The 21,639-nt window shown below is 60.5% G+C and carries 19 protein-coding genes; 9 read left to right on the top strand and 10 right to left on the bottom strand.

Annotated elements, in window-relative coordinates; translation table 11 throughout:
• Positions 1 to 17: 17 nt before the first annotated feature.
• Positions 18 to 872 (bottom strand): formyltetrahydrofolate deformylase, encoded by an 855-nt coding sequence (gene purU, locus HNR38_RS03480; RefSeq protein WP_183699849.1) that lies wholly within the window; start codon positions 870 to 872, stop codon positions 18 to 20.
• A 213-nt stretch (positions 873 to 1,085) separates the two neighbouring features.
• Here purU and ggt point away from each other — a divergent pair, with 213 nt between their 5' ends.
• Genes ggt through ftsH form a run of 3 tightly spaced genes read left to right on the top strand, consistent with a single transcriptional unit; the run spans position 1,086 to position 4,962 of the window.
• On the top strand, positions 1,086 to 2,774 hold the full coding sequence (ggt, locus tag HNR38_RS03475) for a gamma-glutamyltransferase (protein ID WP_246362432.1): 1,689 nt from the start codon (positions 1,086 to 1,088) through the stop codon (positions 2,772 to 2,774).
• A 38-nt stretch (positions 2,775 to 2,812) separates the two neighbouring features.
• Positions 2,813 to 3,061, top strand: coding sequence for a YkoF family thiamine/hydroxymethylpyrimidine-binding protein (locus tag HNR38_RS03470; protein WP_183699845.1), 249 nt, complete (start codon positions 2,813 to 2,815; stop codon positions 3,059 to 3,061).
• Positions 3,058 to 4,962, top strand: coding sequence for an ATP-dependent zinc metalloprotease FtsH (ftsH, locus tag HNR38_RS03465; RefSeq protein ID WP_183699843.1), 1,905 nt, complete (start codon positions 3,058 to 3,060; stop codon positions 4,960 to 4,962). Before HNR38_RS03470 ends, ftsH begins: the two co-directional genes overlap by 4 nt.
• Before the next feature lie 2 nt (positions 4,963 to 4,964).
• Here the strand turns inward: ftsH and HNR38_RS03460 are convergent, their stop codons facing one another.
• From HNR38_RS03460 to yghU, 3 genes are read right to left on the bottom strand one after another with little or no spacing between them, the layout of a single operon-like run.
• On the bottom strand, positions 4,965 to 5,837 hold the full coding sequence (locus tag HNR38_RS03460; RefSeq protein WP_246362366.1) for a universal stress protein: 873 nt from the start codon (positions 5,835 to 5,837) through the stop codon (positions 4,965 to 4,967).
• Complete coding sequence (locus HNR38_RS03455; RefSeq protein WP_183699840.1) at positions 5,815 to 8,211, bottom strand: Lon protease family protein; 2,397 nt, start codon at positions 8,209 to 8,211, stop codon at positions 5,815 to 5,817. The genes HNR38_RS03460 and HNR38_RS03455 overlap by 23 nt, the downstream gene beginning before the upstream one ends.
• Before the next feature lie 13 nt (positions 8,212 to 8,224).
• Complete coding sequence (yghU, locus tag HNR38_RS03450; protein WP_183699838.1) at positions 8,225 to 9,097, bottom strand: glutathione-dependent disulfide-bond oxidoreductase; 873 nt, start codon at positions 9,095 to 9,097, stop codon at positions 8,225 to 8,227.
• Between the two features lie 303 nt (positions 9,098 to 9,400).
• On the opposite strand from yghU, the gene HNR38_RS03445 reads away from it, so the two are divergent.
• Together HNR38_RS03445 and HNR38_RS03440 are read left to right on the top strand one after the other, a co-directional pair.
• On the top strand, positions 9,401 to 10,609 hold the full coding sequence (locus tag HNR38_RS03445) for an ammonium transporter (protein WP_183699836.1): 1,209 nt from the start codon (positions 9,401 to 9,403) through the stop codon (positions 10,607 to 10,609).
• A gap of 99 nt (positions 10,610 to 10,708) precedes the next feature.
• Positions 10,709 to 10,897 (top strand): hypothetical protein, encoded by a 189-nt coding sequence (locus HNR38_RS03440; protein WP_183699834.1) that lies wholly within the window; start codon positions 10,709 to 10,711, stop codon positions 10,895 to 10,897.
• Between the two features lie 15 nt (positions 10,898 to 10,912).
• On the opposite strand, the gene HNR38_RS03435 is transcribed toward HNR38_RS03440, so the two are convergent.
• The 3 genes from HNR38_RS03435 to HNR38_RS03425 all read right to left on the bottom strand — a co-directional run bounded on the left by HNR38_RS03435 (position 10,913) and on the right by HNR38_RS03425 (position 12,855).
• Positions 10,913 to 11,329 (bottom strand): MAPEG family protein, encoded by a 417-nt coding sequence (locus tag HNR38_RS03435; RefSeq protein ID WP_246362365.1) that lies wholly within the window; start codon positions 11,327 to 11,329, stop codon positions 10,913 to 10,915.
• Between the two features lie 87 nt (positions 11,330 to 11,416).
• Entirely contained in the window at positions 11,417 to 12,142 is a 726-nt protein-coding gene (locus HNR38_RS03430) for a ZIP family metal transporter (RefSeq protein ID WP_343068223.1), read from the bottom strand.
• Positions 12,130 to 12,855, bottom strand: a complete 726-nt coding sequence (locus HNR38_RS03425; RefSeq protein WP_183699832.1) for an aspartate/glutamate racemase family protein — start codon at positions 12,853 to 12,855, stop codon at positions 12,130 to 12,132. The genes HNR38_RS03430 and HNR38_RS03425 overlap by 13 nt, the downstream gene beginning before the upstream one ends.
• 260 nt (positions 12,856 to 13,115) lie before the next feature.
• On the opposite strand from HNR38_RS03425, the gene HNR38_RS03420 reads away from it, so the two are divergent.
• Entirely contained in the window at positions 13,116 to 14,723 is a 1,608-nt protein-coding gene (locus tag HNR38_RS03420) for a diguanylate cyclase domain-containing protein (RefSeq protein ID WP_183699830.1), read from the top strand.
• A gap of 5 nt (positions 14,724 to 14,728) precedes the next feature.
• On the opposite strand, the gene ybaK is transcribed toward HNR38_RS03420, so the two are convergent.
• The 3 genes from ybaK to HNR38_RS03405 are packed head-to-tail and all read right to left on the bottom strand — an operon-like array spanning position 14,729 to position 16,467.
• Positions 14,729 to 15,196, bottom strand: coding sequence for a Cys-tRNA(Pro) deacylase (gene ybaK, locus HNR38_RS03415; protein ID WP_183699828.1), 468 nt, complete (start codon positions 15,194 to 15,196; stop codon positions 14,729 to 14,731).
• Positions 15,197 to 15,208: 12 nt separating this feature from the next.
• Positions 15,209 to 15,526, bottom strand: coding sequence for a rhodanese-like domain-containing protein (locus tag HNR38_RS03410; protein ID WP_183699826.1), 318 nt, complete (start codon positions 15,524 to 15,526; stop codon positions 15,209 to 15,211).
• 47 nt (positions 15,527 to 15,573) lie between these two features.
• The gene (locus HNR38_RS03405; protein ID WP_183699824.1) at positions 15,574 to 16,467 is read right to left on the bottom strand and encodes a LysR substrate-binding domain-containing protein; all 894 of its coding nucleotides are present in this window, start codon (positions 16,465 to 16,467) and stop codon (positions 15,574 to 15,576) included.
• A gap of 113 nt (positions 16,468 to 16,580) precedes the next feature.
• On the opposite strand from HNR38_RS03405, the gene betC reads away from it, so the two are divergent.
• Genes betC through HNR38_RS03390 form a run of 3 tightly spaced genes read left to right on the top strand, consistent with a single transcriptional unit; the run spans position 16,581 to position 21,435 of the window.
• Positions 16,581 to 18,110 carry a choline-sulfatase gene (gene betC / locus HNR38_RS03400; protein ID WP_183699822.1) on the top strand — a complete coding sequence of 510 codons (1,530 nt, stop codon included), beginning with the start codon at positions 16,581 to 16,583 and terminating at the stop codon, positions 18,108 to 18,110.
• Between the two features lie 23 nt (positions 18,111 to 18,133).
• On the top strand, positions 18,134 to 19,777 hold the full coding sequence (locus HNR38_RS03395) for a SulP family inorganic anion transporter (RefSeq protein WP_221275662.1): 1,644 nt from the start codon (positions 18,134 to 18,136) through the stop codon (positions 19,775 to 19,777).
• On the top strand, positions 19,774 to 21,435 hold the full coding sequence (locus tag HNR38_RS03390; protein ID WP_183699818.1) for a BCCT family transporter: 1,662 nt from the start codon (positions 19,774 to 19,776) through the stop codon (positions 21,433 to 21,435). The genes HNR38_RS03395 and HNR38_RS03390 overlap by 4 nt, the downstream gene beginning before the upstream one ends.
• Positions 21,436 to 21,639 lie beyond the last annotated feature (204 nt).

Here is a 21,639-nt window from a genome sequence, read left to right as displayed (position 1 = left end):
GGCAAACCGCTAACGGCTCAGTTGAACACTACCGTCTTGTTTTCATAGGTGATGACACGGTCTTCGATGTGTGCACGAAGCCCCCGGGCCAGCACGTTCTTCTCCACATCCTTGCCCAGCCTCACCATGTCTTCAATGGTGTCGCTGTGGTTGATGCGAATCACATCCTGCTCAATGATCGGGCCCTCATCCAGATCCTGGGTCACGTAGTGACAGGTGGCGCCAATCAGCTTCACACCGCGTTCATAGGCCTGGTGATAAGGCCGCGCCCCGGCAAAGGATGGCAGGAAGCTGTGATGAATATTGATCACCTTGCCGGCATACTGATCGCAGAGTTCGCCGGGCAGGATCTGCATGTAGCGGGCCAGGACCACCACGTCGGTCTCATAATGCGCAAACAGCTCTTCAATGTGCGCAAACGCCTCGGACTTGTTGTCGCGGCTGACCGGGATGTGGTGATAGGGAATATCGTGCCACTCGACCATGCGGCGAAGATCGTCATGATTGGAAATCACCGCCACGATCTCGCAGTTCAGTTCCTTGCTGTGCCAGCGATGCAGCAGGTCCGCCAGACAGTGGGATTCCTTGCTGCACATCAGGATGACACGCTTGGGCCGGGCCGAATCCTCAATGCGCCAGGTCATGTTGAACTCGCGGGCAATAGGCTCGAAAGCGGCGCGGAACTGATCCAGACCAAACGGGATCGACTCGGCCTTGATTTCGTGACGCATGAAGAACCAGCCATTGCGGGTGTCGGAGTGGTGGCTCGCCTCGGTAATCCAGCCATTGTAGGTGGACAGGAAATTACTCACCTTGGCAACAATCCCGACCCGATCGGGGCAGGAAATAACAAGACGATAGGTATGCTCCATGAAAGCCTTTCCTTAACTTGAATCCGGGAAAGCAGGCGCGACGGGGAACCCAAGGCGGAACCTTGCACAAGGATCAGGCGCACCTGTAAAAATGACCCGCTATGATAGCGTATCTGGCGGCCAGAAACGAGGAACCCGACGATGGACACAGCGAACAGGAACACCGGCAGGGACAGCAGATCACGGGCCGACTGGCGCGCGCCTCTGGCACTAATGGCCATGCTCGCCATGCTGCCGGCCTGGGCCGGCGCCCAGGCCATTCTCGAAGGTGAACGGTTTCACCCGGTACAGGCAACCCGGGGAATGGTCGCCACCAGCCATACCCTGGCCTCCGAAATGGCTCTGGAAGTGCTCCGCGACGGCGGCAACGCCATGGACGCCGCCGTCACCGCCGGCTTCGCCCTGGCCGTCACCCAGCCCCGCTCCGGTAATATCGGCGGCGGTGGTTTCATGCTGTATGCACCGGGCGACGGTGCAGCGCCAGAGGCCATTGACTACCGGGAAACCGCACCGGCGGCAGCCACCGAAGCCATGTTCCGGGATGAAAACGGCGATGTGGTGAAAGAACGCAGCCGGTTCAGCCACCTGGCGGCCGGGGTGCCCGGCACCGTGGCAGGCCTGGCCCTGGCACTGGAACGCCACGGCACCCTGTCGCTGAAGGAAGCTCTTGCCCCCGCCATCCGCCTGGCGCGCGAGGGCTTTGTGGTTCCCCAGCGCTTCACCGAAGGCCTGGAGCAGGCCAGCGAGAGACTCAAGCGCTGGCCAGCCTCCAAGGCCACTTTTTACCGTGAGGATGGCTCGGCACCCCAGCCCGGCGAAACCTTCCGGCAGCCGGACCTGGCCGCCACGCTCCAACGCATTGCCGACCAGGGCGTCGACGGATTCTATGAAGGCCGTACCGCTGAGCTGATCGTAAAGCAGATGGAAAAGAATGACGGGCTGATTACCCGGGAGGATCTCCGCAACTACCAACCGGTTATCCGCCAGCCCATCCACGGCAACTACCGTGGCTTCGACGTGTTCTCCATGTCCCCGCCCTCGTCCGGGGGCACCCACATTGTCCAGATCCTCAACATTCTGGAGGGCTATCCCATCGGACAGATGGGCCACAATTCGGCGGATACCATTCACACCATGGCCGAAGCCATGAAACTGGCCTATGCCGACCGCGCCCGTTATCTGGGTGACACCGACTTCGTCGAGGTGCCCCTGAAAGGGCTGACCAGCAAGGATTACGCCGACGAACTCCGCCAGGGCATTGATCCGGACAGGGCCCGACCAGCCAGTGACATCAGCCACGGCAAACCAGCGGGCTGGGAAAGCAACGAAACCACCCATTTTTCTGTAGTGGACCGCTGGGGCAACGCGGTTTCCAATACTTACACCATCAACTTCAGCTACGGCTCCGGCATCACCGTTGAGGGCGCCGGTTTCCTGCTGAACAATGAAATGGACGATTTCAGCGCCAAGCCGGGTGTGCCCAACGCCTATGGTCTGATTGGCGGCAAGGCCAACCGGATCGAACCGGGCAAGCGCATGCTCAGCTCCATGTCGCCAACCATCGTCCGGAAAGACGGCCGCAACTTCCTGGTCACCGGCAGCCCCGGCGGCTCCCGGATCATCACCACCACCCTGCAGGTGCTGATGAACGTGATCGACCACGATATGAACATCCAGACCGCCGTCAGCGTGCCCCGCATCCACCACCAGTGGCTACCGGATGAAATCCGGATCGAACAGGGCATCAGCCCCGACACCATCCGCCTGCTCGAAGAACGTGGCCACACTGTGACCACCAACCGGGCAATGGGGGCCATCCAGAGTATCCTGGTGGGTGAAGATGGTACGCTTTATGGAGGGGCAGACCCCAGGCGAAGCACCTCTTCGGCCATGGGCTACTGACACAACCTCTGCAACCGACGCCAACCGGGAGGCAAACCATGTATGTATCGGTACAACTGAGCTGTTACCCATTGCGGGAAGATTACAAGGACCCGATTCGCGAGCTCATCAGCCGACTGGAGAAAACCGGTCTGGAGGTCGTCCCCGGGCGCATGAGCACGGAAATCTTCGGCGACTATGACGACGTCATGGCCGCACTGTCGGACACCATGAAGTGGTCCTTCGAAACCTACGGCAAGGCGGTGTTTGTGGCCAAGATCATGGAGGGGGACCGGAGACCACGATGACAGCCCCCAACGACCCGAAAAAACCGGATAACGGCAGCCAGGCGCCGCAGCCGGCCATCCCGAACCAGTATTCCTTCCTGTGGCTCAGCGCGGCCATCTTCCTGATGTTCCTGTGGCTTCAGGACGCAGGCCAGCCCCGGCAAACGGAGCTGGCCTACTCTCAGTTCAAGGAGGCGGTCACCGCCGGACAGGTGGAATCGGTCACCCTGCGCAACGAGGAAATCCGGGGACAACTGACCGAATCCGGCGCGGCACGTTTCGGCCCGGACACCGGCACCCCCGTACGAGACTTCCTGTCGTTGCGCCCGCCGGTTGAAGACCCGGAACTTCTGCCATTGCTCGAACAGCAACAGGTGGTGATTCGCGGGGCACCCTCGGGCCGCCCCTGGTGGCAGGAACTGATCCTCGGCTTCCTGCCGTGGATTCTGTTGCTGGCGCTGATGTTCTGGTTCTGGGGCGCCGCCCAGCGCCGCATGACCCAGGGCGGCGGAGCGCTGGACTACGCCAAGTCCCGGGCAAGGAGGGCTCGCAAGGAAACCTCCACCACAACCCTGGACGATGTGGCTGGCATCGAGTCGGCCAAGCGGGAGATCACCGAGATCATCGACTTCCTGAAATCGCCGGAAAAATACCGGCGACTGGGCGCCGTCATGCCCAAGGGCATCCTGCTGGTAGGCCCGCCAGGCACCGGCAAGACGCTGCTGGCCCGGGCCATTGCCGGCGAAGCCGATGTGCCCTTCTTCAGCATCAGCGCCTCGGAATTCATCGAGATGTTTGTCGGGGTCGGGGCCGCGCGGGTGCGGGACATGTTCCAGAACGCCCGCAAGGAAGCGCCGGCGCTGATCTTTATCGATGAGCTGGACGCCGTCGGCCGTTCAAGGGGCGCCGGGCTGGGTGGCGGCCACGACGAGCGCGAGCAGACCCTGAACCAGATCCTGACCGAGATGGACGGCTTTGAAGCCCATGAAAACATTCTGGTGCTGGCCGCCACCAACCGCCCGGATGTTCTCGATACCGCCCTGCTCCGCCCGGGCCGGTTCGACCGCAAGATCACCCTGGACCGCCCCCACAAGGAAGCCCGTCAGGCCATACTGGAGGTGCATGCCCGCAAGGTTCCACTTGCTCCGGATGTGGATCTTGCCCAGGTGGCCGCGCGCACCACGGGTTTCTCCGGCGCAGACCTGAAAAACCTGGTGAACGAAGCTGCCCTGACCGCCGCCCGGGAAAACCTTGATCAGGTGAACGAACACTGCTTTGAACTGGCCCGGGACCGGATCATCCTGGGCGAGGAACGGGAAGCCCACCTCACCGCCGAGGAACGGGAATCGGTTGCCTACCACGAATGCGGCCATGCCATCATGGCTTACTACATGCCCAAGGCCGATCCACTCACCAAACTCACCATCATTCCCCACGGGATGGCCATGGGTGTCACGGAACAGACACCCCGGGAAGACAAGTACACCTATACCGAAAGCTATCTGAAAGACCGGATCCGGGTCATGCTGGGCGGCCGCTCGGCGGAGAAGATTGTCTACGGCGAGGTCAGTACAGGCGCCCAGAATGATCTGAAAGAAGCGACCAAACTGCTGAGACGCATGGTTGGTCAGTGGGGCATGAGCGACAGCGTCGGCCCGATGGGCCTGGGCATCGGCGAGGAGCACATCTTCCTGGGCAAGGAAATGGGCGCCCCGCGGGAATACAGTGAAAAACTGGCGGAGATGATCGACTCGGAAATTCAGGCCCAACTGGTGAAACTCGAAAGCGAAACCGTCAGTTTCCTGACCGAGCACCGGGAACAGCTCGACGCCCTGGCGCAGGCCGTAATGAAACAGGAAACCCTGAGCGCTGGCGACGTCGATGAAATCCTCAGTGGTGTTGAGGCGCGCAAACGGGCCTGAGGCTAGGGTGTCACCGTGACCGGCAGATGCATCTGCTCCAGCAGGGCTTCTGCCCCCTGGTCCAGGAAGAGGCTGCTCTGGCGGCTGAGAACCAGTTGAGCCGCCTGCTCCTCTTTCAGGCTGCGGATCAGGGCAGCCGGTGTCGCCATGGGTAGACGCCTGACCCGGGCACTGATCCCCTGCTGGCCGAGGTAGGACAGAATATCCTCGGCCACCTGACCGTCCTCATCACCGGACGTCCGTAACAGAACCGACATCGGTTGGTGGTGCCGGGCGGCCAGTTCGGCACCGACACGGATCGCCCGGTGGTTGGCCCCCTGGTCGTGGTTAAGCACAACCACTACCCGCTGCCGGGCACTGGGCCGAACGCCATCCGCCCATAACAGCACGTCCCCGGGAGCCCGCCGCATCAGGGCGCGGGCCGTTGACCCCAGTCGGGCGCCCGGAGCACCAGACCAGCCAACCTGCCCCAGGATCAGCAGATCCTCCGGCTGCACCAATCCCAGCACCTCCTCCGGTACCTGTCCCCGGCAGAGTGTCAGGGCCTGGGCAATACCACGGGAAGACATAGCCCTGGCCAGGGCCAGCCGTGCCTGTTGGGCCAGCGCCTCGAGCCTTGCCTGCAGTTGCCCGGAATCCAGGGGCCGAACGGCGCCGGAACTGCTGCCAACCTCCCGGGCAAAGCCGTAGCCGGCACTGCGCAACAGGTTCTGCTCCTCCACGAAGATGCCCAATACCTGCGCACCGCGCCCATGGGCGATCTCGGCAGCCACGTCCAGGGCCGCCAGGCTCTGGCGTGAGCCGTCCAGCAGAATCAGTACGCGGCCGGTCACCTGAGTCGGCCCCGGCTGGTCAGGCATCATAGGCTTTGCCATTGCCACCCTCTCCCTCATCGTCGGTGCGCCGGCCCACCTCCGCAAACGCCGCGAGGCGGTCCGCCACCTGGCGGTTGAAACTGCCCTCCGGAAACTCCGCCCCCGGCTCTGCTTCGCCCGGGACCCTGCCAGTCATCAGCTCGATGGCCTGATCAATATGACGAACCGGATAGATAGAAAAGCGTCCTTCCCGGACCGCTTCACGGATCTCTTCATTGAGCATCAGGTGCTCGACATTACTGGCAGGCAGCAACACGCCCTGGCCGTCCACACCGCCATTCTGCTGGCAGACACGGAAGAAGCCCTCGATTTTCTCGTTCACCCCACCCACAGCCTGCACTTCGCCCTGCTGGTTCATCGAGCCGGTAACGGCCAGCGACTGCTTTAACGGAACGCCGGTGATGGCCGACAGCAGCACGCAGGTTTCCGCCACCGAGGCGGAATCCCCTTCGACACCGCCGTAGGACTGTTCAAACGCCAGACTGGCGGACAGTGACAACTCGCCCATCGGGGCATACCGGTTGGCCAGGAAGCGGGAAAGAATCATGACCGCCTTGCTGTGAATCGGGCCACCAAGCTTGGCCTCCCGTTCGATGTCCACCACCTGGCCCCGGCCCGGCCGGGCTGTCGCGGTAATCCGGGTGGGCTGACCGAACAGGGTCGCACCCAGCTGCAGGACCGACAGGCCATTGACCTGCCCGCCCTGTTCACCCTCGGTGGCAATCATTACCACGCCCCGGCGAATCTGTTCCAGACTGCGCTCACGAATGCGACTGGCGCGGTATTCGCGCTCATCAATGGCCTGCTGTACGTGGCACGCCTCGATGAACCGGCAGTGGCCCTGACCGGCCCAGTAATCGGCCTCGCTGAGCAGATCCTTGAGGACACGATCATGGGCCGTCAGCTTCTTCTGATCCGCCGCCAGCCGACTGGCATGCTCGATCAGACGGGCGACCGCTGCCCGGTCCAGGGCTCTCAGCCCACCACCCCGGGCCATGGTGGCAATCATGCGGGCATAGAGTGCGTAGCTCTGCTCGTCGCGCTCAAGGTCGTCCTCAAAGTCCGCCTCGACCTTGAACAGATCCAGGAAATCGGGATCGTAATGGGACAACAGGTAATAGAGCGTCCGATCCCCCACCATAACCACCTTGACGGATAGGGGGATGGGCTGAGGTTGCAGGCTCACCGTGGACGCCAGGCCGTACAGCCGCTCCAGCGACTCGATCCGGATTTCGCCGGACAGGAGAATCCGCTTGAGGCTGTCCCAGGCCATGGCCTGGGACAGCACCCGCCGGGCATCCAGAATCAGGTAGCCCCCGTTGGCCCGATGCAGGGAGCCACTGCGGATCAGCGTGAAGTCGGTGTACAGACTGCCCTGGTGAGCCCGGTGTTCGATCTGCCCGACCAGATGCTGGTGGCTGGGCAGGTCTTCGTAGATCACCGGCGCGCCCCGGGTGTCGGCATTGTCCACCAGCAGATTCACCCGGTAACGGTTGAGCAGCCCCTGGGGCGGTCCGTTTTCATTGTCCTGAAAGGCTTCGGCGTGCTCCACCACATCCTCCCGGACCGCATCCAGATAGGCTACGATGTCTTCCAGATTCGCCCATTTCTCCCTCAGAGCCCCCATCGGGCCACCCAGGGTGAGCTGAACCATTTCCTCATTCAGCGCGTGGATACGTTCACGTACCTCCTTGCGCAGACGGGGAATCTGCTGGATCGCCTGCTGGAGCTTTTTCTGCAGGTCTTCCACCTTGCTCTCGATCAGCTCTTTTTCCTGATCCGAAAAATTCTTGTACTCATCCGGGTCAATAACCTCTCCGTCCCGCATGGGGGCAAAGGTGAAACCGGCCGGCGTGGTGAGCATGGCAATGTTGTTACGGTTGGCCTCCTCCTGGATCTCGAACAGCCCCTGGTGCTGACGCCGGGAGACCTCCTCCTGAAGTTCCTGGATTCTGGCCTGGTATTCCTCACTCTCGAAGGTGGCCGGAATCGCTGTCTTCAGCTCACCGACCAGCTCATTCATGTCGTCCTTGAAAGCTCTGCCCTCGCCCGCCGGTAGCCGGATGACACCCGGCCGGTCCGAGTGGCTGAAATTGTAGACATGGCACCAATCGGATGGGACGGGACTATCGGCGGCATGGCGGTCGAGGAAACGACGCACCAGCTCATGCTTGCCCGCACCGGTCGGCCCCAGAACAAACAGGTTGAAACCATCCGCTTTCATACTGGCCCCGAATTCCAGAGCCCGCAGTACACGGTCCTGACCGAAGGGAAGGTCAAGGTCCTCCAGTGATTCGGTGGTGTCGAACTCCAGCTTGTCCAGCGGGCAGCGGTGATAAATCTCTTGTTCCGACAGAGGGGCGGGCCGTGCCATGTCTACTCCTTGATTACTTCCCTTGTTCCAGCTTGTCCTGGGTGCGCAGTTCAAAGTCACTGGCGTCATGGCGTTCATGCAGCTGCGAGGACAGCTCGCCCCAGGTCTTGTTCACCATGCGGCCACGACGAACCCCCGGGCGCTGGGCCACCTCATCAGCCCACCGGATCACATGGGTATAGGTATGGGCCTCCAGAAACTCGGCCGCGTCATACACCAGATTCTTGACCACCGCACCGTACCAGGGCCAGATCGCCATATCGGCAATGGTGTACTCATCCCCGATAATATACCGGTTATCCGCCAGCTGACGATTGAGCACATCCAGTTGGCGCTTCACCTCCATGGTGTAGCGATTGATGGGGTATTCGTACTTCTCCGGCGCGTAGGCATAGAAATGACCGAAGCCGCCGCCAAGGAAAGGCGCACTGCCCATCTGCCAGAACAGCCAGTTCATGGTTTCAGCCCGCGCAGCGGGATCGGAGGGAAGAAACTCACCGAATTTTTCGGCCAGATAAAACAGGATAGAGCCGGACTCAAACAGGCGGATACCCGGTTCCACACTCCGATCCATCATGGCCGGAATTTTCGAATTCGGGTTCACCTTCACGAAACCACTGCTGAACTGCTCGCCTTCCGTGATTCGCACCAGCCAGGCGTCATACTCCGCCTCCTTGATGCCCTTTTCCAGCAGCTCCTCAAACATGATTGTGGCTTTCACACCGTTAGGCGTCGCCAGCGAATACAGCTGAAACGGATGCTCACCGACCGGTAGCTCCCTGTCGTGGGTGGGGCCGGCGATGGGGCGGTTGATACTGGCAAATTTACCGCCGTTACCGGGATCCCACTTCCAGACTCGGGGCGGTGTGTAGGTTGGGTCACTCATAGATCGGTCTCCACATGACTGTATTGACGGTTGATTCCCGACTTTACCTCAAGACAGACGGTAACAGCACCCGGAGCTCCCGATCACCCTGCACGAACAGTTTGGTGCGACACCCCGGATTGCGCACATTCATGGTGCAACTCCCGGCAAAAGAATTGATCATTTAACAGACAAAGCTCTGCTAACCCGTTAACCCGTCGAAATATGAACCATTTTGGAACACTACTTGCTTTTAGTGTTCGCTTCTCGTGCACAAGCCGCCAGAGAGCGGAAAAACATCAAGAAATCAGGAGCTAGAGATCCGTGGATATCACGAGCGCAGTTCATACTCTGACTGACAGCACCAACACCCTGTTCATTCTCATCGGCGCCATCATGGTTCTGGCCATGCACGCCGGCTTCGCCTTCCTGGAAGTGGGAACCGTGCGGCACAAGAACCAGGTCAACGCGGTGGTCAAGATCATGACCGACTTCGGCATCTCGGCGGTTGCCTACTTTTTTGTCGGCTACACCATCGCCTACGACAGCCATTTTCTCACCAGCGCCGCGCAGTTAACCGAAGCCAACGGCTATGAACTGGTGAAGTTTTTCTTCCTGATGACCTTCGCCGCCGCCATCCCGGCCATTGTCTCCGGCGGCATTGCTGAGCGGGCCCGTTTCTACCCGATGCTGATTGCCTCCGGCCTGATTGTTGCCTTCGTCTATCCGTTTTTCGAAGGGATTGTCTGGAACGGCAACTACGGTTTCCAGGCCTGGCTTGAGAGCCAGTTTGGTGCAGGATTTCACGACTTTGCCGGCTCTGTTGTGGTGCATGCCGTCGGTGGCTGGATCGCCCTGGCCGCCGTCCTGCTCCTGGGTGCCCGGACCGGTCGTTATCGCAATGGCCGCGTTGTCGCCTTTGCACCATCCAACATTCCCTTTCTGGCACTGGGTGCCTGGATTCTTACCGTCGGCTGGTTCGGCTTCAACGTCATGTCAGCCCAGACCCTGGACGGCATCAGCGGCCTGGTTGCCGTGAACAGCCTGATGGCCATGGTGGGCGGCATCCTTGTGTCCATGCTTATGGGCCGCAAGGACCCCGGCTTTATCCACAACGGCCCGCTGGCCGGCCTGGTCGCCGTATGTGCCGGGTCCGATCTGATGCACCCGGTAGGGGCACTGATCACCGGCGGCATCGCCGGCGCCATTTTCGTGGTGATGTTCGAATGGGCCCAGGACCGGATCGAGCGACTGGACGACGTACTGGGTGTCTGGCCGCTGCACGGTATCTGCGGTGTCTGGGGAGCCATCGCAGCCGGTATCTTTGGTAATGAGGCACTGGGCGGCCTCGGGGGCGTCAGCCTGATGTCACAGATCATCGGCGCACTCGCCGGCGTTGCTGTTGCCTTTATTGGTGGCCTGATTGTCTATGGCGTCATTGCCAGAATCTCCGGCCTTCGCCTGAGCGAAGAGGAAGAGTTCAACGGGGCCGATCTGACCATCCATCGTATCGGCGCAACCAACATGGAGTAAGCCAGGCCCGCCCTGACCACGCTTGCCCCGGAAGTAGCTCCGGGGTAACGTGGTGATATCCAACACGAAGTCGGATCAAGTCCAAAGGAGGGCAGGATTATGGCCGATGAAGAGCACAAAAAGCTCCACCCCATTCTCGACGAGATCACCCGGACCTACGTTGATCTCTACACCAACCGCCCGAATGAAAAAAACCGCGAACAGCTGATCAAGCTCGAAGAAATGCTGCACCAGAACCTGGAGCGGATTCTTGCCGCCAAGGAAGAAGGCGATAAAAAAGGCGGTTGATTAAACGGCTGCGGGTCAGACCAGGCCCGCAGCACACACCCCCAGTAGCCCTATTTGCGCCAGCATGCCAATCATGAAGAAATAGCTTCGCGGGCTTGGATTGCGCTCGGTGGCAATGGCGTAATACAGCGCCATATGAATAATCCGGGCAACGGCAAACACCCACACCAGCAAACCCGACCAGAACGGATCCGCCCCCGCCAGAACCGCCAGGAAAGCGGTCCCCAGCATGGCCGGAACATTTTCCAGAGAATTCATGAACGTCCGGTGAGCCCGAAAGACAAACGAGTCATGGCTCAGTGAGGCATCAATACGTCCGGGAATGGCTCCCGGCTGCGACGCCTTGGTGAGACTGGCCACAAACCACTGGACAACCCAGGTGGTAATCACCACGAACACACCCCACAACATAACGGTATACTGCGCGCTCAAATCCACGGAAACTCCTTAGTTGGCTACTGATATTGAGAGCTATACGGGCGACAGGCGTATCTGGTTCTGCGGGATTCAGCCACAGGGTCAGGCGCCCAGGGCCAGCTTACCCATGACTCCAAGCAGAAAGCCCGCCACTGCACCGAGCGGCGGCGCCCAGTGATTCTGCAACCGCACCTGGGGCGCGATGTCCTGAAAGATAATGTAGAGGATGCCCCCGGCCGCAAACAGCATGATTGAGGCGATCACATCATCATAGCCGGCGAGCAGGAAATGCCCGGTGAGTCCCGCCACCGGTCCCAACAGCGCCGTCAAAGCGAACGCCAGCACCACCCGTGAACCGCGATACCTCGTGGATAACGCCAGTTCACGATAGGCATTGAAACCTTCCGGCAGGTTCTGCAGGGCAATGATCCCGGCCAGCAGGAGGCCGGACTCCCTCGAGACCGTAAACGTTGCGCCCAGCGCCAGGGCTTCGGGCACAAAGTCCGAGAGCATCGCCGTGAGCTGACTCGCCGAGGTACCGTGGGCCGCCAGCCAGCGGTCCAGCAGCATGAACGCCACACCGCCGGCGGCGAACCAGCCGAAAACAGCGGATGAAGACAGGCTGCGAATGCCTTCAGGCACCAGAACCAGAGCCACTGCCGCCAGCAGGGCGCCACCGCCGAAGGCGATCACGGCATGGCGGAATTCGTCTTCGAGCCAGCCGGGACGGATGCGCTCAATACCGGCCAGCGCCGCCCCGACGGACATGGTAATCCCCGCACCGAGGGTCAGCAGGGCTATCTGCAGCCAGACACTCAGCTCAACCACTGGCTTGCCTTGACGGGGGAATCCTCCCGGAGAGCCAGCTTGACGGCCTGTTCCGCATGAATCTCGGTGGTGTCATAAAGCGGCACATCCGTGTCGCTGCCCTGAATGAGCAGGCCGATCTCGGTGCAGCCCAGGATCACCCCTTCCGCGCCACGATCAGACAGGGCATCAACGATGCCGAGATACGCCGATTTTGAATCCGGGCTAACCACCCCCTGACACAGCTCCTCGTATATGACGGAATGGATAGTGTTCCTCTGGTCATGATCCGGAACCAGAACCTCGATGCCCTGAGCCTCCAGGCGTTCGATATAAAACGTCTGCTCCATGGTGAAACGGGTACCCAGCAGCCCTACCCGGCTGATGCCATCCCGCAGCAGGGCACTGGCTGTGGCATCGGCAATATGAAGCAGAGGCACATTGATCACCTCCTCTATGCCGGGTGCGATCTTGTGCATGGTATTGGTGCAGAGCACCAGAAAGTCGGCACCCGCCGATTCCAGAGCCTTGCCGGCCTCGCCCAGAATCTTCGCCGTGGACTCCCAGTCACCCCGGTGTTGCAGCGCCTCGATTTCGGCAAAATCCACGCTGTACAGCACCAGGCGTGCCGAGTGCAGGCCGCCCAGCTGGTCACGCACTTTCTCATTGATCAACCGGTAATAGGTCTGGGTCGATTCCCAACTCATACCCCCAATCAGTCCTATGGTTTTCATAACGATCTCCCTTGTCCTGCGTGGGCATAACTGGCGGATGATTATCACGTTTTTACCGATCGTTTGTCATTCCGATCAAACCAGGCGACAAAAAACTTGTTTTTGTGAACTGTTTTGCCACTATCAGTCGTATACACCGTACCATTTACAGATATACGACGCCGGACCCGGCTTGATCCTTGGGTACAGGAGGTGAGGTAAAGACCAGCGCACTTCGCCATTACGATACAGGAGGATTGGGCCACTGAGCCCTGCCAGACATGAAATTCCAGCCTTACTTCCCGTCACTCATCCAGAAATTCCTCATGCTGCTGGCATTGATCACCGTTTCCGCATTGTCGGCCCTGTTTTTCATTGAACGCTTCATTGTCATGCCCAAACTGATCAGCCAGGAAGACAATCTGGCCGGTGCAGCACTGGATCGCGCCCGAACAGCCCTGGGAAATAGTCACCAATCACTGGCGGCTCAGGCCCGGGACTGGGCTCACTGGGATGATACTTATGAGTTTGTTCAGGGCGAGCGGTCAGACTATGCCCGAACGAACTTCAGCCGGGAAATGTATGAAGACTTCGAATATCAATTGACTGCCTTTTTTGATAGCCATCGCTCACTGGTCTGGGTCGCAGGTACAAACCCGTCAAACGACCAGTATGGTGCCTGTAACAATACCGAGGGCCGATGCGACTGGGCCTCAAGCACCATCAAACAGATTAATCACTGGCTGCCGGCTATCGGGCACTCGCAGGGAAACATCCATCTACTCACCCCCATGCCCGCGCTGGTCAGCATTGCTGAGGTACTTCGAACTGACGGTTCCGGCCCACCTAAAGGCTGGGTTGCCAAGGTCAGGTTCATTGACCGGTCTCTTGAAACATCGCTCAAACAGCAGTTGGGGCTGCCAGTGATGCTGACGGTGCAACCGGAAAACAGGCGGGGGTCAGACACCCCTGCAATTCAACGTCAACCGGAGTATCTATGGGTCTCCGGCCCGTTATCTGATACCGATACGGGGCCGGTGGTCCATCTGGCCACCCGCATCCCCCGACAGGAGTTCCGGACCCAGGTCCGCGTGTTCCGGTACGCTCTTCTGTGGACCGGGGTTCTCCTCGTCTGCGTGATCGGACTGGTGCTGCTACTGCTGATGCGCCAGGTGCTCCAGCCACTGAGCCTGTTTAGCCGCTTCATCAGCCGTAACCAGAATCCCCGGGACAGACTGCCATACCTCACCGATACGCAGGTTCCAACAAGCCTGGTCAAACGGAACGATGAAATCGGCAAGCTGGCCCGTCACGTCAAGGTGATGCTTGAGCAGCAGAATGCCCAATCCCGCGAACTGCTGAAACTGTCGATGCAGGACCCTCTGACCTCTCTGCCCAACCGCCGGGCGTTCGACAGTCGACTGGAACAGATTCTCAATAGCTCGTCACTGCAGAGCCTGTCAGTACTGATGATCGACATCGACCACTTCAAACTGTACAACGACCATTATGGCCACCCGGCTGGCGATGCCTGCCTGATCCGGGTCGCCTCGTGCCTGCAGGAAACCGTAAAGGGACGCCGGGTCATGGTAGCCAGGACCGGGGGCGAGGAGTTCAGTGTACTGATGCCGGGCACCCCCGAATCGCAGGCTGAAAAATCCGCAGAGCAGCTACGCGCGGCCGTTGCCGCACTGGCCATTCCGCACGCAACCTCGCCAACGGCGAGCGTCATCACGCTCAGTATCGGTGTCGCCTTCCACGGGGCGGGCGCGGGCCTGGCATCCCGAATCCAACTGATGAAACAGGCGGACGATGCGCTCTACGAGGCGAAAAGAAAGGGGCGCAATCAGGTCGTGAATTTTCGCCCGGAGCACACATCGGAACTCTGACAGAGCTACTGGGTAAGACCGCACAATGTTCCGCTGGTCAGCCTGACAAGGTCCTCCGAGCTGAGTTCTATTTCCAGCCCACGGCGGCCGGCGCTCACATAAACCGTTTCGAACTCCGCGGCTGAAGCATCAATGAATGTTCTGAGGCGTTTTTTCTGCCCCAACGGGCTGACCCCGCCCAGGATGTAACCGGTTGCCCGCTCCACATCAGCCGGGGTGGCCATTGCCGCCTTTTTGGCGCCGGCGGCCCGGGCCATGCCTTTCATGCTCAGCATGGCGCACACCGGCACCACACCAACGGCCAGCTCGCGGCCATCAAGCATCACAACCAGTGTCTTGAACACCCGCTCCGGCGGCACGCCCAGTTTATCTGCGGCCTCCTGCCCATAGGACTCGCTGCCCGGTTCGTGGGTGTATTCATGGACGGTGTGAGCTACTTTGTGTTTCTTCGCAACGTTGATTCCCGGTGTCATCGCTGTCGTCCGTCATCGCCCCTCAAACATTTCCATATACCGACGCAGGCCACCATCCAGCACCATGGCATTGCGGTAGCCCAGCTCCAGCAGGGCCTGGGTGGCACGGGGCCCACGAGTGCCGCCGTTGCAGTAACAGATGATTTCCTGTTCCGGATCGGCAAGTACCTCCGGTGCGCGCCGCCGGATACTGTTCACACTGATATTGATCGCCCCCGGCAGATGGAAACGGGTAAAATAGTCTGGCTCGCGCACGTCCACCAGGGTTGCGCCTGCGGCCACCCGCTCGTGTACATGTTCCGGTTCAACGCTTGGAAGTGTTTCATTCATCGTTCATCACCACTGTCTTCATTCCCGTGATATCAATCCTTTGGGGATCAACACGATAACATCCAGTCCAGAAAAAGTGCCTTGGCGGCATTGTTCTCTTCCGGGTGACCATCAATAACGGCATAGCCCCCGGATGTACAGAGGCCAAGATGCTCCAGCCCCACGAGCATGCGCCGGTCCAGCATGACATCAATCAGGCCCCGCCAGCCAAGAGCCACCCCCTGCCCGGCAATCGCGGCCTGAACCAGCAACGGGTAATTATTGAATATCAGCTCCGGCGGCGCCATGGGCGGCTCTCCCCCCAGGCAATCGAAATAGTCGGGCCAGTCCAGCCAGCATTGCCCCTGGTCCGCCGTCAGTGTCAGCAGCGGCAGGCCGCCCAGGTCCGACAGCTCATTGATCGGTCCCGCCTGTTCCAGAAACCCCGGACTGCATACCGGCACTACCTCTTCATGCAACAGACGCGGCACGCCCTCCAGCCCTTTCCGGTCCTGAAAGACAATGGCCACGTCTACACCCTGGCCATGCCAGTCAAACACACCCTGGTTGGTCATGATCCTGACATCGATGTTCGGATAGGCTTTTCGGAACTCCGGGAGCCTTGGCATCAGCCAGTAAGTCGCCAGGGAAAAATCGGTCAGGATGTTCACCCTGGGATTGCTCTGATGCTGCTGAAGGCGGTCAATGGTCCTCTCGATCGTCCCGAACCCTTCCTGAACACTGGCAAACAGAACCTGCCCCGGCTCCGTCAGCCGAACCCCCCGGTAAACCCGGTCAAACAGGGCGAATCCCAATTGCTCCTCCAGTGCCCTGACCTGCTGGCTGACGGCCGACTGGGTTGACCGCAAGTCCCGGGCGGCTGCGGTAAAACTGAGGTGGCGGGCCGCAGACTCGAACACACGGAGGCTGTTCGGTGAGATGCGCTTACTCTCGAAAAACATTAGCTCAACTTATCTCAGTCATAAAAAATCAGCGTGTTTACAAGATACGAGATTAGAACAGAATATGACACCTGTTTTCACACGCCACTTATCAAGCAAAGGAAAGTCTTTCGATGCCTGCAAAACAGCCGAATATTCTGTTCCTCATGGCGGATCAGATGGCCGCCCCTTCGATGCCCTTCCACGGACACAAGGTGGTGAAAACCCCCAACCTGTCCCGGTTGGCCGAAGAAGGCGTGGTCTTTGAATCGGCTTACTGCAACAGCCCGCTGTGCGCGCCCTCCCGCTTTACCCTGATGTCGGGCCAGCTGCCCTCACGCATTGGCGGCTTCGACAACGCCGCAGAGCTCTCTGCAGACACGCCCACGTTTGCCCACTACCTGCGGGATGCCGGATACCTCACTGCACTTTCAGGCAAGATGCACTTCTGCGGCCCCGACCAGCTTCACGGCTATGAGCAGCGTCTTACCACCGACATTTACCCGGCCGATTTCGGCTGGTATGTAGACTGGGACGATTTCGGCAAGCGTCCGAGTTACTACCACAACATGTCGTCCGTCACTCAGGCCGGCCTGTGCGTGCGCTCCAACCAGCTGGATTTCGATGATGAGGTGACCTTCCGTTCCGAACGTTTTCTTTATGACTACGCCCGGAGCGATCAGGAACGCCCGTTTTTCCTGACGGTGTCGCTGACCCACCCCCACGATCCCTATACCATCGGGCAGGAGTACTGGGACCGCTACAATCACGACGACATCGACATGCCGCAAGTGCCCTATTCCCGGGACCTGATGGACCCGCACTCCCAGCGGCTGCGCTACTGCTATCAATGTGACGAAGACACCGTGACCGACGAGCAGATCCGCAACGCCCGGCACGCCTACTATGGTGCCATCAGTTACGTGGATGACCAGTTTGGCCGGATTCTCAAGGCCCTCAAGGAAAGCGGGCTGGATGAGGACACCATTATCGTGTTCTCCGGCGACCACGGCGACATGCTCGGTGAGCGGGGGCTGTGGTACAAGATGAGCTGGTTCGAGGGCTCCGCCCGGGTACCGATGATTGTCCATGCCCCCAAGCGGTTTGGCTCCGGGCGGGTGAAGGCATCGGTGTCCACCATGGACCTGCTGCCGACCTTTGCGGAACTGGCCAACAATGGTCAGGCCCCCGACTATGCGGTACCCATTGATGGCCGCAGCCTGCTGCCGCACCTTGAGGGCACTGGCGGCCACGACGAGGTCATTGGCGAGTACTGCGGCGAAGGCGCACTGTCGCCGGTGTTCATGATCCGCCGGGGCCGTTACAAGTTTGTCTATTCCAAACCGGACCCGGACCAGTTGTTCGACCTGGAAGCCGATCCCCAGGAACTGACCAACCTGGCGGAGCACGCGGAGTTCCAGGGGCTGCGCAACGACTTTCTCGAAGAAATCAGCCAGCGCTGGGACATCGACAAGCTTCATCAGGAGGTGCTGGACAGCCAGCGCCGTCGCAAGCTGGTCGCCCGAGCCAATATGAAGGGCGAAGTCACGCCCTGGGACCATCAACCGCAGTTTGATGCCAGCATCCAGTACATGCGCAATACCATTGACCTGGATGACCTCGAGGCCCGGGCACGCTTCCCGAAAGCCTCCACGCAGTCCTGATGGCAGGGTCGCCGGGCGGGCAGATGCAAAGGCGCCGCGCATCGCGCTGGCTGCCTTTCCTGCCCTGGATGTCCGCACTGACAACGGCTGACATCCGCCGGGATACCATGGCCGGCCTGACCGGGGCGGTACTGGTGGTGCCCCAGGGTGTCGCCTACGCCCTGCTGGCTGGCCTCCCGCCCCAGTACGGGCTTTACACGGCGATTGTTCCGGCCGCCCTGGCTGCTCTGTTTGGATCATCACGACAGATGGTCAGTGGCCCGACAGCCGCGCTGTCGATTGCCCTGTTCGCAACCCTGCAACCAATGGCTGGCACTGGTGGCACCGATTATCTGTCCATGGTGCTGACGCTGACCTTTGTCGCCGGACTGTTCCAGCTATTGCTGGGGCTGGCCCGCCTGGGTGTCCTGGTGGACCTGGTTTCACACTCGGTAGTGACCGGCTTTACCGCTGGCGCGGCGGTGATCATCGCCGTCAATCAGGTTCCGTACCTGCTGGGCCTGCCTTCCATGACGAGCGACGGTTTTCTCGGGCTGGTGCCCCTTCTGCTGGAAAGCCTCGGAAACGCCCAGGGGCTGCCGGCACTGATCGCAGCAGCCACTATCGGCGGGTGCCTGGCCATCCGGCGCTGGCTGCCACGCTGGCCTGCCATGCTGTTGGCGCTGGTGGGCGCCTCCGCACTGGCGGTATGGCTGGACCCGCAGGGGACTGTCATCAACCGCATTACCGCCATGCCGGGCGGACTACCGCCGTTGTCGGCACCGGATCTGACCCTCGACAACCTGCGGCAGGTGACCCCCGGAGCCATTGCACTGGGGCTGCTGGGACTGGTGGAAGCAGCTGCCATCGCCCGGGCCTTTGCCGCCCGGAACGGCGAACGCATCGATGCCAATCAGGAGTTTATCGGGCAGGGCCTGTCGAACCTGGCCGGGCCGTTTTTCTCCGGCTATCTGTCATCCGGCTCGTTTACCCGGTCCGGACTCAACGCCATGGCCGGAGCCGGTTCGCCCCTGGCCGCAGTGCTGTCAGCGGTGATCCTGGTACCGGTGCTGCTGGTGGCAGCGCCTCTGCTTAGCCATGTGCCCATGGCCGCCATGGGTGGTCTGTTGCTGGTGGTTGCATTCAACCTGATCGATCGGGACAGCATCATTGAAGCAATAAGGTGCAGCCGGGCGGAAACCGCCGTGTTACTGATCACCTTTGCCAGCACGCTGCTGCTGGCATTGGAGTTCGCGGTCTATTTTGGCGTGCTGGCGTCGCTGGCGCTGTACCTTCGCCGAACGACCCGACCACCAGTGCTGATTAAAACCCTGGACCAGGCACCGGCCCGGCTGCAACAGACGCTGGTGGAGCCAGAGACAGACGTGGTCCGTATTGACGGTTCGCTGTTTTTCGGCGCCTGTGAAACCGTCGACCAGCAGCTTGAGCCCCTGGTCGCCCCGAATCTGGTGATTCTGGCGGCGGGCATCAATTTTCTGGATCTCAGCGGCATACACCTGCTCCGCAAGCAGGCCCACCTCTGCCAGGCACGGGGCGGCCAGCTCTATCTGGCCTGGCCCAAACCCGATGTCGAGACCCGGTTGCGCCGGGCCGGCATCCTGATTGACCAGTCAGACAATAAAGACGTGATAACATTCATCCGCACAACAAAGGCAATGTTTCTATGAGTACTACCGAAGAGTCCTCATATCCGTACGTCAATAACGACGTCAAGACCGACTACACCGTCGGCCAGGACAATATCGAAGGCAAACTCGGCCCTTTCGGGTTTGATATCCACAACCGGGTGTTCCTGGTTTCCGCCCTGACCTCCATAGCGTTCATACTGCTCACGCTGATCTTCCCGGAGCGGGCCAACAGCCTGTTCAATGCCGTCGTTGGTTTCGCCACCGGCACTCTGGACTGGTACTTCATGATCGTGGTGGATATCTTTGTGGTCTTCTGTCTGGGCCTGGTGGTGTCACCCTACGGTTCCATACGGCTCGGGGGGCCCGACGCCCGCCCTGACTACAGCTACCTGTCGTGGTTTGCCATGCTGTTTACCGCCGGCATTGGCATCGGGCTGCTGTTTTTCAGCGTGCTGGAACCCATCTATCACGGCAACGTCTCCTTACCCCTGGGCATCGAATCGCCATTCGGTGCCGACGGGCAGCTGAATCCGGAGGCCATCCCCGAAGCCAGGGCCATGGGCCTGGCCGGCACCTTCCTGCACTGGGGCATTCATGGCTGGGCCGTCTATGTGGTCATGGCCCTGGCGCTGGCCATTTTCACCTATAACAAGGGTCTGCCCTTCTCCATCCGCTCTGTGTTCTTTCCTGTTCTGGGCGACCGTGTCTGGGGCTGGTGGGGCAACATCATCGACATACTCGCGGTTTTCTCCACCCTGTTCGGGCTGGCCACCGCCCTGGGCCTGGGTGCCCAGCAGGCCAACGCCGGCATGGAATTCGTATTCGACATGGATGTGCTGACCAGTACCCAGGTGATCGTGATTACGCTGGTGACCGCCGTTGCCCTGGTGTCTGTCTGGCGCGGCCTTGATGGCGGCCTGCGCCGCCTGTCGGAACTGAACATGATCGTCGCCGTGCTGTTCTTTCTGTTCGTGCTGTTTGCCGGCCCGACACTGGCAGCCCTCGGTGACACCTGGACCGGTATGGTCACCTACGTGAAGGAATTCGTGCCTCTGTCCGCGCCCTTCGGTCGTGAGGATGACGCCTACCGTCAGGCCTGGAGCGTGTTCTACTGGGCGTGGTGGGTCAGCTGGGCCCCGTTTGTCGGTATGTTCATTGCCCGGGTGTCCAGGGGACGGACCGTCCGTGAATTCGTGACCTGCGTCCTGATCGTCCCGAGCCTGTTCATCTTCATCTGGATGGGCGTCTTCGGCGGCACGGCGTTCGAACAACTCTACTCCGACCCCGGCAGCAGCCTGGTGAAAGACTACGTCATCGACAACTACCGTCCGGAGCTGTCGGTGTTCGGCATGCTCAATGAACTGCCCCTGGCGGCCCTGACCTCAACCCTCGGCATCATCCTGGCGCTGGTGTTCTTTGTAACCTCGTCGGACTCCGGCGCTCTGGTGGTCGACACCATTACCGCCGGCGGCAAGGTGGACGCGCCACGTCCCCAGCGGATGTTCTGGGCGGCCGTGGAGGGGCTGATCGCCATCGTCCTGTTGCTGGGCGGCGGCCTTTCCGCCCTGCAGGCCGGGGTGACCGCCACGGCCATTCCATTCTCCGTGGTGATGCTGGTAATGTGCTACACCACACTCAAGGCCCTGAATGGCGAACTGCACCGCAGCCGAGAGTGGATTCGCCAGAAACATCGGTAAGCCCAGCCGGCCGGCACATCACCGACACCCGTCGGGATGTGCCGGCCATGTGCCTACCCTGCCAGTGGCGGCCCTGAAACAGCCCGCGACGCACCAAAACAATGCAGCCGACACCACATTGCTTCCGTTTCCAGCCCTTTTGAGCATTTTAAAAACAGGTTCCAACTAACTGTTTTTGCATAGTTATCACGCCCCAATAGAGCC

Source organism: Marinobacter oulmenensis, from assembly GCF_014201735.1.
Classification (GTDB): Bacteria; Pseudomonadota; Gammaproteobacteria; order Pseudomonadales; family Oleiphilaceae; genus Marinobacter; species Marinobacter oulmenensis.
This window is presented reverse-complemented; position numbering and strand designations above follow the sequence as displayed.

Coding starts and splice junctions, on each gene's coding strand:
- HNR38_RS03410 (WP_183699826.1), bottom strand. CDS start 15,526: ATGAATGAAACACTTCCAAGCGTTGAACCGGAACATGTACACGAGCGG.
- HNR38_RS03395 (WP_221275662.1), top strand. CDS start 18,134: ATGCAAAGGCGCCGCGCATCGCGCTGGCTGCCTTTCCTGCCCTGGATG.
- HNR38_RS03390 (WP_183699818.1), top strand. CDS start 19,774: ATGAGTACTACCGAAGAGTCCTCATATCCGTACGTCAATAACGACGTC.
- betC (WP_183699822.1), top strand. CDS start 16,581: ATGCCTGCAAAACAGCCGAATATTCTGTTCCTCATGGCGGATCAGATG.
- ftsH (WP_183699843.1), top strand. CDS start 3,058: ATGACAGCCCCCAACGACCCGAAAAAACCGGATAACGGCAGCCAGGCG.
- HNR38_RS03455 (WP_183699840.1), bottom strand. CDS start 8,211: ATGGCACGGCCCGCCCCTCTGTCGGAACAAGAGATTTATCACCGCTGC.
- HNR38_RS03425 (WP_183699832.1), bottom strand. CDS start 12,855: ATGAAAACCATAGGACTGATTGGGGGTATGAGTTGGGAATCGACCCAG.
- yghU (WP_183699838.1), bottom strand. CDS start 9,097: ATGAGTGACCCAACCTACACACCGCCCCGAGTCTGGAAGTGGGATCCC.
- ybaK (WP_183699828.1), bottom strand. CDS start 15,196: ATGACACCGGGAATCAACGTTGCGAAGAAACACAAAGTAGCTCACACC.
- HNR38_RS03470 (WP_183699845.1), top strand. CDS start 2,813: ATGTATGTATCGGTACAACTGAGCTGTTACCCATTGCGGGAAGATTAC.
- ggt (WP_246362432.1), top strand. CDS start 1,086: ATGGCCATGCTCGCCATGCTGCCGGCCTGGGCCGGCGCCCAGGCCATT.
- HNR38_RS03420 (WP_183699830.1), top strand. CDS start 13,116: ATGAAATTCCAGCCTTACTTCCCGTCACTCATCCAGAAATTCCTCATG.
- HNR38_RS03460 (WP_246362366.1), bottom strand. CDS start 5,837: ATGGCAAAGCCTATGATGCCTGACCAGCCGGGGCCGACTCAGGTGACC.
- purU (WP_183699849.1), bottom strand. CDS start 872: ATGGAGCATACCTATCGTCTTGTTATTTCCTGCCCCGATCGGGTCGGG.
- HNR38_RS03440 (WP_183699834.1), top strand. CDS start 10,709: ATGGCCGATGAAGAGCACAAAAAGCTCCACCCCATTCTCGACGAGATC.
- HNR38_RS03405 (WP_183699824.1), bottom strand. CDS start 16,467: ATGTTTTTCGAGAGTAAGCGCATCTCACCGAACAGCCTCCGTGTGTTC.